Raw genomic sequence first — 14,811 nt, 5'->3', positions numbered from 1 at the left:
ACTGCCCCGGACGGCAAGCCCATTCGCCGCTCGCCGTCGACGTCGCAACCTACCGAGGACCGGTGCGGCGCGCGGCGGTTGCTGGCTGCTGCGTGCTTGCGTCAGAGCTGACGCGCTACGCGGTCGGCGCGGGAGGAGCGTCGCCGCTCAGCGGGACGCGCGACTGGAACTCGACCGTGCCGGCGCCGTGGCGGCCGTCGGTCGTCGTGCTGGCGTAGAGGCAGCGGTCGATCCAGGCGGTCATCGCGGTGCCGTGCTCGTCGCGCATCGGGAAGCGCAGCGGGATCACGCGCAGCAGCTCGGCCTCGCCGGTGATCGCATGGCGGGCGCTCTGGAGGTCGAACGACCAGCGCTGGGGGCGCGGTGCGCGGTCGCGGGGGGCGAAGGTCGCGCGCTCGGCGAAGCTCGTCAGCGGATCCGCTTCGCCGCCGGCGTAGATCGCGCCGTCCTGCAGCCACTCGTCGCCGTCGAAGGTCGCGCGCCACAGCGACGCCTCGGGGCCTTCCGGGAACAGCAGGTCGGCCCAGCGCCAGCCGTGCGGACGGGCCCAGTCGCGCTGACCCCACGAGTGGTCCTTGCAGCCGCGGGCGTCGATCTCGTAGGTCGTGCCGTCGACCGTCAGCGTCCCGGTGACGCGGCCGACCTCGTCGACGTGGCCGTCGAAGAGGCCGTCCCAGGCCGGGTTCTCTCTGTAGATGTGCGCCGGCTGCTCGGGGGTGAAGAGGAGGTCGTAGGAGACGGGAACGGAGCTGGAGTCCGCTGCTCTCACCGCGCGCGGATCGCAGCCGACCGCGCTGCCGCCGTCGTTGAGGCGGCCGTCGAAGCGCAGCCGCCAAGGGCCGAACGGCTCCACCGGCTCGTAGCTGAGGCCGCCCGCCGGATGCGGGACGGCATGGTCGGGGGCGTGATCCAGCTCGGAGGCGACGAGCGTCGGCAGCTCACGGCCCCAGATGATGTTCAGCGAACCGGAATGGCCTCTCGCCGGCCGGTAGCCGATCGTCGAGTCGCCACCGAGCTGGTGGTTGAAGTCCCAGAACTTGAAGTAGAACGACTCCCGCCAGCGCGGCCGCGCGAGGTCGGGGGCGTGCATCAGGTCATGGAGCGGATCGACGGTCATGCGGCCTCCTGGGGCACCGTCTCACGCACGAGCGTGCCGACGTCGGGCAGTTCGAAGACGTCGCGCACGGCCTGCTCCAGCCGCCCGCGCGCGGCGGGCGCGATCGCCATCTCGCCCGCCATCCGGGCGGCGTTGGCGCGCACTCCCTCCCACTCCCAGCCGTAGGTGGAGGCGTCGGGGAGCAGCTCGCCGGCGAGCGTCGTCGTGGCGGTGCCGGGCGAGCCCGCGCCGGTGTCGCGGCTGGCGGTCACGTCGACCTCCACCCGCGCGCCGAGCGGCGGGATCCGCTCATCCCCGCTCACGTCCGTGACGCCGATCAGACGCGCCAGCTGCGGATCCTCGAATCCGCGCAGCCCCGCGAGCGTCGCTGCGCGGTCGCGCAGCGCCATCGCGACGCAGTACTCGGCGCTCATCAGCGTCGCGCCGACGTCGCGGTAGGGGCCGCGGTTGACGGTGCCGGGATAGGTCCGATCGTTCACGTTGAGATGAACGCGCACGGCGCTCACCGTCTCGGTGTCGAGATCGTGCTCGCGCGTCAGGCCGAGCCCCACCTCGACCGCGCTCTGCAGGATCGCGCAGACCGGATACGGCTTGTAGGTCACGTCGAGCAGGCGCCAGCGCTCGCCCAGCTCCCACGAGTCGGATGACGCCTCCTGCACCCCGCCGAACGCCCGCGCGAACCCGGCGGCGCCCTCGTACCAGTGCACCGCGCCGCGCTGGCCGCCGGCGGCCAGCGAAGCCGCCAGCACGCCGTTGCGGGCGGCCATGCCCAGCTCGATGCGGTATTCGGACGAGCCGTCGATCCAGGTCTGGTTGAGGCCGCCGCTGAAGCTCGATGCGATCGCGATCGCGTGGGCGGTCGCGCCGGCATCCAACCCCAGCACCGACGCGCACGCCGCCGCCGCGCCGAGCGTGCCGAAGACCGGCGAGGCGCGGAAGCCGCGCACGGTCGACGCCGCCGCGTGGCGCTCGCCGACGGCCGCCGCGACCTCGCAGCCGGCGACGACCGCGGTCGCGAACGCCGCGCCGCTGACGCACTCGCGCTCGGCCAGCGCGAGCGCCGCCGGGATCACGGCCGCGCCGACGTGCGTCTTGGCGGCGAAATGCGTGTCGTCCTGCGCACGCGCGTGCATCAGCTGCGCGTTGGCGAACGCCGCGTGCTCGGCGCTGACGTGCGTGCCCTCGCACAGCAGCGTCGCCTCGGCGGGACGGCGGTCGCGCACCAGCGGCCACACCTCCGCCCCGACCGGGTACGCCGCCAGCGTCACCGCGAGGTCGTGCAGCAGGTTGCAGCGCAGCTTCTCCTGCACGGCCGGCGGCAGCGCGTCGGCGCGCAGCGCGGCGACCCAGCGCCCGAGCTGCGCTCCCGCCGGCTCGCTCATCCCTCCAACACCACCAGCAGGCTTCTCGACGGCACGACGTCGCCCTCGGACACGAGCACCTCGGTGACCGTGCCCGCGGACGGGGCCTCGACGTCCATGTTCGCCTTGTCGGTCGAGACCTCGAGCAGCACGTCGCCCTGCTCGACCTCCTCGCCGACCTCGACCATCACCTCGACGACCTCGATCTCCTCGTGGCTGCCCGGATCCTCGATCGCGACCTCGACGCGCATCGGCGTCACGCTCCCCTCATGACGGTGCGGACGGCGTCGGCGACCGCGTCGGGACCGGGCGCGCGCGACTCGGCCAGCGGCACCGGCGTCGGCACGTTCACGAACGGCGAGGCGACCCGCACCGGCGGCGCCTTCAATGCGGACAGACACTGCTCGACGACCACCGCGCAGACCTCGGACGCGAACGAGAAGCCCGCCGTCGCCTCCTGCGCGACGACCAGCCGGCCGGTCTTCTTGACCGACGCGACGATCGTCTCGGTGTCGAGCGGCGCGAGCGTGCGCGGGTCGATCACCTCCGCTTCGATCCCCTCCGCGGCCAGCGTCTCGGCCGCCTCCAGCGCCCGGTCGACCAGCCGTCCGATCGCGACGATCGTCACGTCGCTGCCGGAACGCCGCGTCTCCGCGACCCCGATCGGCAGCACGAAGTCGTCGACCTGCGGCACGTCGCGACGGGTCGTCAGCAGGCCCAGCGTCTCGATGAAGAGGACCGGATCGTCATCGCGGATCGCCGCCTTCAGCAGGCCCTTCGCGTCGGCCGCGTTGGACGGCATGATCACCTTCAGGCCCGGCACAGCGCAGTACCACGACTCGAAGTTCTGCGAGTGCTGCGCGCCGTTGGGGCCGCCGGCGCCGCACATCGTGCGGATCACGAGCGGCATCGACTCGCCGGAGAAGTAGCGGAACTTCGCCGCCTGGTTGACGATCTGGTCCATCGCGATCATCGCGAAGTCGAAGAACATGATCTCGACGACGGGGCGCAGGCCGACGGCGCCGCCGCCGACGCCGAGCCCGACCAGCACGGCCTCGCTGATCGGCGTGTCGCGCACGCGCATCTCGCCGAAGCGGTCCTGCAGCCCGCGCGTGACGCCGTAGGGACCGCCCGGCTTCCCGACGTCCTCGCCGACGAGCACGACGCGCTCGTCGCGCTCCATCTCCTCGACCATCGCCTGGTTGACGCCCTGCCAGAACTTCAGCGCCTTCGTCGGCGCAGCTGTGGCGCTCATTCAGCTCACCGCCCAATGGTCGATCGCGAGTGCGTCAGGCCCTGTCACCGCGCTGCGCTGCGCGAACGCGAGCGCGGCGGAGATCTCCTTCTCGACGTCGGCGTCGAGCGCCTCCGCCTCGGCGGGGTCGAGCGCGGCGCGCGCCTTGATCAGCGGATCGCCCGCGCGCCCGGTCTCGACCTCGTTCTCGTCGCGGTAGGCCGCGCGGTCGCCGGCGTAGTGGCCGAACCAGCGGTAGGTGACCGCCTCGATCAGCGTCGGCCCGCCGCCGCCGCGGGCGCGCTCGATCGCGTCGGAGGCGGCCTCGTGGACGGCGTCGACGTCGTTGCCGTCGACGCGCACGCCGGGGATCCCGAACGACTCGCCGCGGCGCCAGATCTCGCCGGCGACGTGGACGCTCTGCGGCGTCAGCTCGACGTACTGGTTGTTCTCGCAGACGAACACGAGCGGCAGCGACCACAGCGCGGCGAGGTTGAGCGCCTCGCCGAAGACGCCGGCGCCGGTCGCGCCCTCGCCGAAGAAGCAGACGGTCACGTCGTCGCGGCCCTGCGCCTGCATGCCGTAGGCGGCGCCGGTCGCGATCGGGATGCCGCCGCCGACGATGCCGTTGGTGCCGAGCAGGCCGATCGAGGGGATCGCGACGTGCATCGAGCCGCCGCGCCCGCGCGAGTAGCCGGTCGTGCGGCCGAGCAGCTCAGCCATCAGGCGGTCGGCTCTGGCGCCCTTCGCGAGGCAGTGGTGATGACCGCGGTGCGTCGAGAGCACGGCGTCGGTCTGCCGCAGCCCCCAGCAGGCGCCGACCGCGACGGCCTCCTGGCCGATCGACAGGTGCAGCGGACCGGGCACCTGCCCGTCGCCGAACTGGTCGTGGACCGTCTCCTCGAAGCGGCGACTGAGCCGCATCATCCGATAGCGCCCCGCCGAGCCGCGCGCTTCGCCGGTGCCGGCGATCGTCCCCGCCCGCCCCGTATGAACCTCCGCCATCCGGTTCCTCTCCTTCCGCAAGACATAGAAACTCCCTACCGGTCGGTAGGCTATCCTATTTGTCATAGGCGATTACGACAAGTTGCCTACCGATGAGTCGATCGGATCCAGCCAGTATTCTTGTTAAGGAGCGGATGACTCCGCTCCTCATCCGACCCCCTTGGAGCGCGCGTGTCACGAACCGCACCCACCCCGTCGACCGGCGGCGGCCCTCCGCCGAAGGTCCGTGCGGACATCATCGAAGCGGCCACGCGCGTCTTCAGCGAGCGCGGCTACCACGCCGCCTCGATGGCGGAGATCGCCGAGCTGCTCGGGATGCGCAAACCGAGTCTCTACCACCACGTGCGCAAGAAGGAAGACCTCCTCTTCGCGATCCACGAGCAGCTGATCGACGAGCTGATCGACGAGACGATGGGCGTCCTGTCGACCTCCGGCGATCCCGCCGAGAAGGTCCGCGGCGTGCTGCGCGTCGCGCTCAGCTTCGTCGCGCGCCACCGCGACGGCGTCACCGTCTTCCTGCAGGAGCGCCAGGCGGTCAGCGGCGAGCGCTGGAACGAACTGGTCGTCAAGCGCGACTTCTACGAGCAGATGGTCAGCCGCATCATCGCCGAGGGCAGCGCGACCGGCACGTTCGTCGCCGTCTCCCCCACGATCGCGGCGAAGGCCGTGCTGGCGATGGCCAACTGGGGCTACACCTGGTTCCAGCCCGACGGCGCGCTGAGCGCCGAGGAGGTCGCCGACACCTTCGCCGAGATCGCGTTGCGGGGGTTGGAGGCGCGTTAGCCCATCACCCGCTCGGCGTCGCCGCGTCCGCGAGCGCTCTGCGCAGCACGTCCTTGCGGACCTTGCCGATCGACGTCTTCGGCAGCTCGTCGACGAACTGCACGACGGTCGGGACCTTGAACTTCGACAGGTGCTGGCGGCAGTGCTCGACGATCTCCTCCTCCGTCAGCCCGCCCGGCGCGGCCGCGACGACGATCGCCGCGACCGCCTCGTCGCGGATCGCGTCCGGGACGCCGACGACGGCCGCCTCGGCGACGCCGGGATGCGACACGAGCGCGCCCTCGACCTCGATCGCGGAGACGTTCTCGCCCGCGCGCTTGATCATGTCCTTCTTGCGGTCGAAGAAGTAGAGGTAGCCGGCCTCGTCGGCGTACGCGTTGTCGCCGGTGTGCATGCGGTTGCCGCGCAGCGCGCCCGCGGTCGCCTCCGGGTCGCGGTAGTAGCCGAGCATGATGTCGCGGCCGGGCGTGCCCTCGACGACGACCTCGCCAACCTCGCCCTGCGGCACCTCGTTGCCCTCGGGGTCGAGCAGCAGCAGGCGACGGCCCGGTGACGGCAGGCCGATCGACGGCCAGCGGCGCGGGCCGACGACCGGCGCGCAGGTCAGCAGCGTCATCGCCTCCGAGAGGCCGTAGCCGTTGATCAGCGAGATGCCGAAGCGCTGCTCGAACTCCGTCTTCTCCTCGTCGGTGACGTTGATCGCGTAGAACAGCCGGCGCACCTGGTGGTCGCGCTCGGCGGGGTCCGGCGGCTGCGCGATCAGCGTGCGCAGCTGCATCGCGACGATGCACGTCTGCGTCGCGCGGTGCGCGCGCACCTGCGACCAGAAGCGCGACGCTCTGAACTCCTCGATCAGCACCAGCGTGCCGCCGACCGTCAGCGTCGCCAGCACCGACATCGCCTGGCCGTTGACGTGGAACAGCGGCAGCGCGGTGAGGCAGCGCTCGCCCTCGTCCAGCCACAGGCAGTGCACCGCATCCAGCCCGGATCGGATGCAATTCGCGTGCGTCAGCATCACAGCCTTGGGCTTTCGGGTGGTACCCGAGGTGAAGATCAGCTCCGCCAGGTCCGAGCCGCTCAGCGACGACGGGCGCGGGGCGCGGCGGTCGTCGGTCAGCAGGTCCTCGAAGCGCTCGCGTCCGTCGGCCGTCCCGCGCGCGACGACGACGGACACCGCGTTGCCGCTTGCCGTGATCGCGCGGTCGACGGTCTCCAGCAGCGACGGCTCCGTGATCGCCAGCCGCGCGGAGGTGAACGAGAGGATGTGCTCCAGCTCGCCGACCGTGTTGGCGACGTTGGACGGGATCAGGACCGCGCCCAGGCGCGCCAGCGCGAACCAGGCGATCAGGAACTCGGGGCTGTTGCGCAGGTGCAGCACGACGAAGTCGCCCTGCGCCACGCCGCGCTGCGAGAGCCCGCGCGCGCAGCGCTCCACGCGCGCGTCGAAGTCGCGGTAGGTCAGCTCCGAGATGGTGCCGGCACCGTCCTCGAAGACCAGGAAGGTGCGCTCCCCGTTGGCCGCTACGCGCTCCTCGAGCAGATCGGTCAGGGTGCGGTCGCCGAGCGGATCGAGCACGGAGGGTCCTCTTGTTCGTTGTCGAAGGTGGAGCGGCTCATGCCATGTACATGCCGCCGTTGACGTCCAGCGTCACGCCGTGGACGAAGGCCGCGAGGTCGGACGCGAGCACGACCGCCATCCGCGCCTGCTCCTCGGGGCCGCAGTGGCGGCGCAGCGGGGCGCGCTCGACGGCCTCGGCGCGCGCCTGCTCGCCGAGGATCGAGGTCATCGGCGTGACGGTGAAGCCGGGGTGAAGGCAGTTGACGCGCACGCCGAGCGGGCCGGCGTACTGCGCGACGTGCTTGGTGAGGCCGGCGACGCCGGCCTTCGAGGCGGCGTACGGCGCGCTCGCGCGCAGGCCGCCGGTGCGAGCGGCGAAGGAGCCGAACAGCACGATCCGCCCGTCGCCGTGCTCGCGCATCAGCTCGACCGCGCCCTGCGACAGCAGGAACGAGCTGCGCAGGTTGACGTCCATCACGAGCTCCCACTCGGCGTCGCTCACCTCCGGCAGCTGCGTGACGCGGTAGATGCCGGCGCAGTGGATCAGCACGTCGAGTCTGCCGAAGCGCTCGCGCGTGGCGGCGAGCACGCGCTCGACCTCGGGGCGGGTCGAGAGGTCGGCGGTGATCTTCAGCGCATCAGCGACCTCGACGCTCGCCAGCGCCTCCTCCTGGTTGTCGCACAGCGCCAGCTGCGCGCCCTCGCCGGCCAGCAGCTCGGCCGTCGCGCGGCCGATGCCGTTGCCGGCGCCCGTCACCAGGCAGACGCGCCCCTCCAGTCCACTCTCAAGCATCCAGATCCTCCTCAGTAGCCCTTGAACGCCATCCAGCCGCCGTCCACGAACAGCGTGTGCCCGTGGACGAACTCCGCGGCGGGACTGCAGAGGAAGATCGCGGGTGCGGCGATCTCGTGCGGCTGCCCCCAGCGTCCGAGCGGCGTGTTGGCGGTGATCGCGGCGATCATCCGCTCGTCTCTGAAGTACGGCGCGCTGAGCGGCGTCTCGACGATCCCGGGCGCGATCGCGTTGCAGCGGATCCCGCTCGACGACATCTCCGCGGCGATCGACTGCGTCAGCGCGATCACGCCGCCCTTGGAGGCGTTGTAGGCCGCGCGCTCCTTCAGCGCGATCGCGCCGGCGATCGAGGCGAGGTTGACGATCGAGCCGCCGCCGCGCGGCAGCATCAGCGCGATCGCCGTCTGCGCGCAGAGGAACGAGCCGGTCAGGTTGACGTCGAGTGTGCGCTTCCAGACGTCGAGCGGGTGCTCGGCGAACGGCGCCTGCGCGCGGATGCCAGCGTTGTTGACGAGGAAGTCGAAGCGGCCGAACTGCTGCGCGACCTCGCCGAACGCGCGCTCGATGCCGGGCGCGTCGGTCACGTCGCCGGTCAGCCCGAGCGTCGCGCCGCCGATCTCCGCGGCCGCGTCCTGCGCGCCGGCGGTGTCGAGGATCGCGACCTGCGCCCCCGCGGCGGTGAACGCCTCCGCGATCGCCCGGCCGAGCCCGCGCGAGCCGCCGGTGACGACACCGGCTCTGCCTTCCAGAATCCCTGTCTCACTCATCAGCTTGCGGCCTCCCCCAGCAGGTCCCGCGCGATCATCCAGCGGTGGATCTCCGCCGTGCCGTGGCCGATCCGCCACAACCGCACCTGGCGGAAGAAGCTCTGCACCGGCGAGTCTCTCGCGTAGCCGCGGCCGCCGAAGACCTGGAGGCAGCGGTCGGTGACGCGCTGCGCCATCTCGGTCGCGAACAGCTTCGCCTTGAAGGCCTCGGTGCGGACGTCGTCGCCGCGGTCGGCCGCCCACGCGGTGCGGTAGACCAGCAGCCGCGCGGCATCCAGCTCGACCGCGCTGTCGGCGAGCATGAACTGGATCGCCTGGCGCGACGCGATCGGCCGCCCCCAGGTCGTGCGCTCCTGCGCCCACGCGACCGCCAGGTCGATGCAGCGCTGCGCGATCCCGAGCTGGTAGGAGGCGATCTTGAGGCGGCCGTGGCTGAGCTGATGGTCGGCCGTCGCGAAGCCCTCGTCGACCGCGCCGAGGCGCTGGGAATCGGGCACGCGGCAATCCTCGAAGCGCAGCTCGCACGGGTCCCACGCGTCGCCCATCGTCGGGATCGTGCGCACGACCTCGTAGCCGGGCGTGCCTCTGTCGAGCAGGAAGACGGTCACGCCGCGCGCGCCGCGAGCAGGGTCGGTCGAGGCGAACAGGATCAGGAACTCGACCCGCTCGGCAAGGCCGATGAAGAGCTTCTGCCCGTTGATGACCCAGTCGTCGCCGTCGCGGACCGCGGTGGTCTGGATCGCGCCGAGGTCGGAGCCGGTGCCGGGTTCGGTGAAGGCGTAGGCGCTGCGCTTGTCGCCGGAGACGACGGCGCCGAAGTAGGCGTCCCACTGGTGCGGGGCGCAGTGGTAGAGGACCGGCTCCGGCGCGCCGCCGGTCTCGAACATCATCGGGTGCTTGTTGAGCTCCTCGTGCACGGCGCAGACGGCCAGCTGGCCCATGCCGAGGCCGCCGTGCTCCTGCGGCACGTCGATCGCCCACAGCCCGTGCTCGTCGCGCGCCTGCGCCTGCAGTCTCGGACGCAGCGGCCACGGCACGTTGCCGTCGGCGAGGAACTGCGGCTCCAGCGGCGCGAGCACCTGCTCGCGGAAGTCGCGCGCTCTGGCGACCAGCTGCTGGACGTCCTCGGGAAGGTCGAAGTTCACGTGCGCTCCTGCTGCTCGAATCCGGGTTGGAAGAGGGTCCGCACGGCCGTCAGCGCGCCGGACGCGTAGTCCTCGAAGGCGCCTGTCAGGCCGTCGAAGCCGACCCGCTGCTGCACGAGCGGCGCGAGGTCGGCGGCGCCGCTGCCGACCCACTGCGCGACGTCGGCGAAGTCGCCGTCGGAGTAGCCGAACGAGCCGGCGATGCGGGTCTCGCGCCAGACGACGGTGCTGACCGGCAGCGGGATCTCGTCGGAGAAGATCCCGACCAGCATCACGAGCCCCTGCGGTCGCACCGCCTGGACCGCGTTGGCAAAGGTCTCCGGACGTGCGACGCAGTCGAGCGCGAGGTCGAAGCCGTCCACGGGGCTGTCAGGCGCAGCCGCCCGCAGGCCCAGCGCCTCGCACAGCGCCCGCCGCTCCGCCCGCGGCTCCAGCACCAGCAGCTTCCCGACCGCCCCGATCCGCCGCCGCGCCGCCAGCGCCGCGCCGATGCCGATGATCCCTCCGCCGATCACCAGCACCGCGTCGCCGGCCGCCGGCGCCGCCAGCCGCACGGCATGCGCGCCGACCGACAGCGGCTCGACCAGCGCGCCGACCTCGATCGGCGTGCCGGGCGCGAGCACGTGCAGCTTGCGGCGCGGCACCACGACGGCCTCCGCGTAGCCGCCCGCCGCCGCCGGCGTGCAGCCGTAGACCGTGCGCGCGTCGCAGAGGTTCTCGTCGCCCGCGCGGCAGGTCGGGCAGTCGCCGCAGCCGGCGATCGGGTCGATCGCGACCGGCGTGCCCGGCGCGAGGTCGCCCGCGCCGGGTCCGCCCAGCTCGACGTGACCTGCGACCTCGTGACCCATCACGAGCACGTCGCCCTCGCCGAGCACCACGTCGCGGCGGTCGTTGACGCCGCTGACGCCGTACACGTCCGACATGCAGAGGCCGGTCGAGTGCACGCGCACGCGCACCTCTCCAGGCCCCGGCACGGGCGCCGGCACGTCGTCGACGGCAAGCGCGCCGCTGCCGCGGTAGCTCAGCTGAAGCATTCGTTCTCGTCCTGAGTCAGAAGGGTCGGAGGTCCGGTCCGGGCGCCTAGAGCCCGAACTCCGTTCTCCACTTGGCCGTGAAGTAGGCCGGGATGTCCCATTCCGGTCTGACGTACTCGCCTCTGGGCGGCAGGTCGTCCTTCGTGACGATTCTGTAGGTGAACGGATCGCCGATGCCCGGGTAGGTGGGCTGGTTGTCCGTCATGAACGGCGTTCTGCGCGCGAAGAACTCGGCCATGTTGTCGGCACCGATCCACACGCCAGCGTCGTAATTGACCTCAGAGGTCATGTCGATGTCGCCCTTGCGCATCAGCTCGATCGTGCCGAGGTCCGCGTGGAAGGTGACGACCAGCGGCTTGTCCGGGAACTCTCTGCCGGCGTATCTGGACTGCACGACCTGACCGGCGACCTGGCCGGCGGTGTCGAACGAGACCCAGAACGCCTTCAGGTCCGGGTTCTGCGTGATCTGGTCCGCGACCGTCTTGCGCGTGAACGGGACGAGGTTGGCGCCGTCTGTGACGGTGTCGGCGTCGATCTTGACCTTGTCCTGGTCTCTGAGCGCGTCACGCAGCGCGTCCGTGCGGGTTCTCGCCCAGCCGGCCGGGAAGTCGTGAATCGCGATCGGGACGGAGTCGCCCGGCAGCGCGTCGAGTCTCGGCAGCAGCGCCTCGGTCAGCACCTGGCCGGCCTTGTACTCGTCCGGGCCGTAGTTGCCGTCATAGCCGTCGGGCACCGCGCCGCCGCCGGTCTGGATCACCGGGACGCCGGCCGCTCTGGCCTTCGTCAGCACCTGCTGCACCTGGCCGGGCTCGATCGCGACCATCACTATGCCGTCGACGCCGCGGTCGAGCATCTGGTTGCCGCACGCGACGAACTGCGTCGGCGTGCCTCTGCCGTCACACGTGATCGTTCTCCAGCCAAGGATTCTGGCTGCGAGCTCGTTCGTCGAGACGAGCCGGTCCGACGACTCGATCCCGTTGAGGAAGTTGACGATGCCGATCGTCTTGACAGGCAGTCTGACCGGTGCGCCGGCCTCTCTGCCGGCGGCGACGCCGGCGGTCGTGGCTCTCTCTGCATCCGTGCCGCTGCCGGCGCGGATTCCCTCGCCCTTCGTCTGCGACGAGCTGCTGCCCGAGCCGCTGGTACTGGATCCTCCGTCGTCGTCACTGCTGCTGCCGCACGCTGCCAACAACGTGGCGGCGCACACCAGCGTCACCGCGAGCAGCAGCAAGCGGCGCATCTGCGCGAGTCCTCTCATCGTCCTCTCCTCCCTCGCCGTTTCTCTCGGCGAGTGACGCGGCTCACGCCGCGCCGTCGGAATTCAGTGGCTGTAACAGGACGCCACAAGTGCGGCGTCGCTGATCGCCTCTCCCTCGAACTCCTTCACCAGCCTTCCGTCCCGCATCACCAGCACGCGGTTGCAGACACCCACCAGCTCGGTGAATTCGGAAGAGATGAAGATCACTCCCCGTCCCTGGTCTGCCAGCTTGGCCATGAGGTCGTAGACCTCCTCCTTGCCTTCGACGTCGATCCCGTGCGTCGGTTCGTCGAAGATGTACACGTCGGCGCCGGAGTCCAGCCACTTCGCCAGCACGACCTTCTGCTGGTTGCCGCCGGACAGGTTCAGCGCCGGCTGCTCGACGTCGGCCACCTTGATGTTGAGGCGGCCGACGAGGTCCAGCGCCGCGGCGCGCTCTCTGCGCTGGTTGGGCAGCGGCAGCGGCGGCGCGACGCGGTAGCGGCTCATCGCCGGCAGCGTGATGTTCTTGCGCACCGAGAAGTTCATCACCGCGCCCTGCGTCTTGCGGTCCTCGGGCAGCAGCACGATCCCGGCCGCCATGCCGTCGTGCGGCGAGCGGATGCGGCGCTCCTGTCCGCGCACGGTCACGCGTCCGGCGGCGGCGCGGTCGGCGCCGCTGACGAGCCGCATCAGCTCCGTGCGACCGGCCCCGACGAGACCGGCGATCCCCAGCAGCTCGCCCGCTCTGAGCGAGAAGCTCGCGTCGTGCACGATGCCGGGCTGCGACATCCCCTCCACGCGCAGCACCTCCTCGGTCCCCTGCGGGGAGACGCGACGGCGGCGCTGCTCAGGCGCGACGACGTGCGTGCCGGTGATGTGCTCGATCAGCTGCTGCTTGTCCAGGGCGGAGGTCTCGCCGTGGAACACGTCGCGGCCGTCGCGCATCACGGTGACGCGGTCGGTGACGGCGAAGATCTCGTCGAGCCGGTGGCTGACGTAGACGATCGCCACGCCCTCGTCGCGCAGCGTGCGCAGCACTCTGTGCAGGTGGGCGATCTCGTCGTCGGTCAGCGACGCGGTCGGCTCGTCGAGCACGAACAGGCCGGCGTTCGCGGCCAGGCCGTGCGCGATCATCACGAGCCGCCGCTGGGCGATGCTGAGCCGCGACAGCGGCGTCGAGGGGTCGATGTCGGCCTCGAGCCGGTCCAGCACGGTGCGCGCGTTGCGCTTCAGCACGCGCCGCTTGACGATCCCGCCGGGATAGGTCGGGTAGCCGAGGCCCAGCCCGACGTTCTCCGCGACCGACAGGTTCGGCACGTCGGCCAGCTCCTGGTGCACGAACGAGAAGCCGAGCGCCGTCGCGGCGTGCGGGTCGTGCAGCGTGATCGGCTCGCCGTCGAGCACCATCTCGCCCGCGTCCGGCTGCACGACGCCGGCGAGCAGCTTGATCAGCGTGCTCTTGCCGGCGCCGTTCTTGCCCAGCAGGCCGAGGACCGAGCCGCCCTCGATCGTCACGTTCGCGCCGTCGAGCGCGACCACGCCCGGGTACTGCTTCAGCAGGCCGCGGACCTCGACGCGCTCCAGGCGCGCTCTCGGCGGGGCTGTCGGGGCGGCGGCCGTCATCGCCGCGACATCCCGAGCCGGCTGATCAGCACGGCGGCGATCAGGATCCCGCCCTGGACGAGGTTGATCACCCAGGTGTCGAGGTCGAGCATCGTGAGCCCGGTCTGGATCACGCCGAGGAACAGCACGCCGACGACCGTGCCGAGCACGTTGAACTCGCCTGGTCGGAAGACGGCGGCGCCGAGGAACACGGCGGCGAACGCCGGCAGAAGATACGAGGTCCCGCCGTTGGGCGCATACGACGCGCTCTGCGAGGTGATCAGGATGCCGACCACCGCCGCCGCCACTCCGACGATCACGAAGCCGAGCATCCGCAGGCGCAGCACGCGCACGCCGGACAGGCGCGCCGCCTCGGGGTTGCCGCCGATCGCGTACATGAAGCGCCCGATCTCGGTGCGGTCCAGCAGCCCCCAGATCACGATCGCGATCACCGCCGCTATCCAGATCTGGTTGCTGAGCCCGAGCAGCTCGCCGCTCGCGAGCTTGACGTAGCCGGCCGAGATCCCGTCGTAGACCGTTTCCTGGTCTGTCAAACCGAATTCGACGCCGGTCAGCACCGTGCCCATCGCGAGCGTGATGATGAACGACGACCCGCCGAGGTAGGCGACCATGTAGCCGTTGGCGATGCCGACGAGGACGCCGATCAGCAGCACGACCACCACGGCGACCTGCCATGCCCAGCCGTGATTCACCATGAACGCCGTCGCGGCGCCGCCGGCGAGGCCGATCATGCCGCCGAAGGAGAGGTCGAAGTCCTGCATCACGAGCACGACCGTGAGGCCGACCGCGATGATCAGCGACGGCGCCGCCAACGTCAGGATCGACTCAGCGTTGCGCCACGTCGGGAACGTCGACGAGCGCGCGACGCTGAAGACGACCACCGTCGCCAGGAACGCGATCAGAAGCCCGTACTTTGCCGCCAGCTCTGCTGACGCGCTGCGACCCGGTGCAGCTGTCGGCGCGGCCTCATGGCCACCGCCGGCGTTCTTTCCGGGGCCACTGGAACCCGTTGCGACGGCGTTGCCGTCGAGCGCTGCAGCCTGCGTCGTAGCCGGCACGTGCTCAGACATGCTCGTCCCTCCCGTGCGGCGCACCTGCGTGCGATCCCATCACGCTCCCTCTCCTCTCAAGGTCCGCTCCATCTTGTCGAG

The 14,811-nt window shown here is 71.3% G+C and carries 14 protein-coding genes; 1 reads left to right on the top strand and 13 read right to left on the bottom strand.

The window, feature by feature from the left end; genetic code table 11:
• Positions 1-115 precede the first annotated feature (115 nt).
• Genes Q7L65_RS18455 through Q7L65_RS18435 form a run of 5 tightly spaced genes read right to left on the bottom strand, consistent with a single transcriptional unit; the run spans position 116 to position 4,717 of the window.
• Positions 116-1,117: a hypothetical protein gene (locus tag Q7L65_RS18455; RefSeq protein ID WP_304723361.1), complete on the bottom strand. Its 1,002-nt coding sequence runs from the start codon at positions 1,115-1,117 to the stop codon at positions 116-118.
• Positions 1,114-2,499, bottom strand: a complete 1,386-nt coding sequence (locus tag Q7L65_RS18450; RefSeq protein WP_304723359.1) for an MmgE/PrpD family protein — start codon at positions 2,497-2,499, stop codon at positions 1,114-1,116. Before Q7L65_RS18450 ends, Q7L65_RS18455 begins: the two co-directional genes overlap by 4 nt.
• Complete coding sequence (locus Q7L65_RS18445; protein WP_304723561.1) at positions 2,496-2,729, bottom strand: biotin/lipoyl-containing protein; 234 nt, start codon at positions 2,727-2,729, stop codon at positions 2,496-2,498. The genes Q7L65_RS18450 and Q7L65_RS18445 overlap by 4 nt, the downstream gene beginning before the upstream one ends.
• A gap of 5 nt (positions 2,730-2,734) precedes the next feature.
• Positions 2,735-3,733: an alpha-ketoacid dehydrogenase subunit beta gene (locus tag Q7L65_RS18440; protein ID WP_304723358.1), complete on the bottom strand. Its 999-nt coding sequence runs from the start codon at positions 3,731-3,733 to the stop codon at positions 2,735-2,737.
• A complete protein-coding gene (locus Q7L65_RS18435) occupies positions 3,734-4,717 on the bottom strand; it encodes a thiamine pyrophosphate-dependent dehydrogenase E1 component subunit alpha (RefSeq protein ID WP_304723357.1) in 984 nt (327 codons plus the stop codon).
• Between the two features lie 171 nt (positions 4,718-4,888).
• On the opposite strand from Q7L65_RS18435, the gene Q7L65_RS18430 reads away from it, so the two are divergent.
• Entirely contained in the window at positions 4,889-5,500 is a 612-nt protein-coding gene (locus tag Q7L65_RS18430; RefSeq protein ID WP_304723355.1) for a TetR/AcrR family transcriptional regulator, read from the top strand.
• Positions 5,501-5,504: 4 nt separating this feature from the next.
• On the opposite strand, the gene Q7L65_RS18425 is transcribed toward Q7L65_RS18430, so the two are convergent.
• The 8 genes from Q7L65_RS18425 to Q7L65_RS18390 form a co-directional block, all read right to left on the bottom strand.
• The gene (locus Q7L65_RS18425; RefSeq protein ID WP_304723353.1) at positions 5,505-7,076 is read right to left on the bottom strand and encodes an AMP-binding protein; all 1,572 of its coding nucleotides are present in this window, start codon (positions 7,074-7,076) and stop codon (positions 5,505-5,507) included.
• 37 nt (positions 7,077-7,113) lie between these two features.
• A complete protein-coding gene (locus Q7L65_RS18420; protein WP_304723351.1) occupies positions 7,114-7,851 on the bottom strand; it encodes an SDR family NAD(P)-dependent oxidoreductase in 738 nt (245 codons plus the stop codon).
• A gap of 11 nt (positions 7,852-7,862) precedes the next feature.
• Entirely contained in the window at positions 7,863-8,618 is a 756-nt protein-coding gene (locus Q7L65_RS18415) for an SDR family NAD(P)-dependent oxidoreductase (RefSeq protein WP_304723348.1), read from the bottom strand.
• Entirely contained in the window at positions 8,618-9,763 is a 1,146-nt protein-coding gene (locus tag Q7L65_RS18410; RefSeq protein ID WP_304723346.1) for an acyl-CoA dehydrogenase family protein, read from the bottom strand. Before Q7L65_RS18410 ends, Q7L65_RS18415 begins: the two co-directional genes overlap by 1 nt.
• The gene (locus Q7L65_RS18405; protein ID WP_304723344.1) at positions 9,760-10,797 is read right to left on the bottom strand and encodes a zinc-binding dehydrogenase; all 1,038 of its coding nucleotides are present in this window, start codon (positions 10,795-10,797) and stop codon (positions 9,760-9,762) included. The genes Q7L65_RS18410 and Q7L65_RS18405 overlap by 4 nt, the downstream gene beginning before the upstream one ends.
• Positions 10,798-10,843: 46 nt before the next feature.
• Complete coding sequence (locus Q7L65_RS18400; protein WP_304723343.1) at positions 10,844-12,055, bottom strand: sugar ABC transporter substrate-binding protein; 1,212 nt, start codon at positions 12,053-12,055, stop codon at positions 10,844-10,846.
• A 63-nt stretch (positions 12,056-12,118) separates the two neighbouring features.
• Positions 12,119-13,660 (bottom strand): sugar ABC transporter ATP-binding protein, encoded by a 1,542-nt coding sequence (locus tag Q7L65_RS18395; protein ID WP_304723342.1) that lies wholly within the window; start codon positions 13,658-13,660, stop codon positions 12,119-12,121.
• Positions 13,657-14,730 carry an ABC transporter permease gene (locus Q7L65_RS18390; RefSeq protein ID WP_304723340.1) on the bottom strand — a complete coding sequence of 358 codons (1,074 nt, stop codon included), beginning with the start codon at positions 14,728-14,730 and terminating at the stop codon, positions 13,657-13,659. The genes Q7L65_RS18395 and Q7L65_RS18390 overlap by 4 nt, the downstream gene beginning before the upstream one ends.
• Between the last annotated feature and the right edge of the window lie 81 nt (positions 14,731-14,811).

This window comes from Conexibacter sp. CPCC 206217 (assembly GCF_030646165.1).
In the GTDB taxonomy this organism is placed as follows: Bacteria; Actinomycetota; Thermoleophilia; order Solirubrobacterales; family Solirubrobacteraceae; genus Conexibacter.
This window is presented reverse-complemented; position numbering and strand designations above follow the sequence as displayed.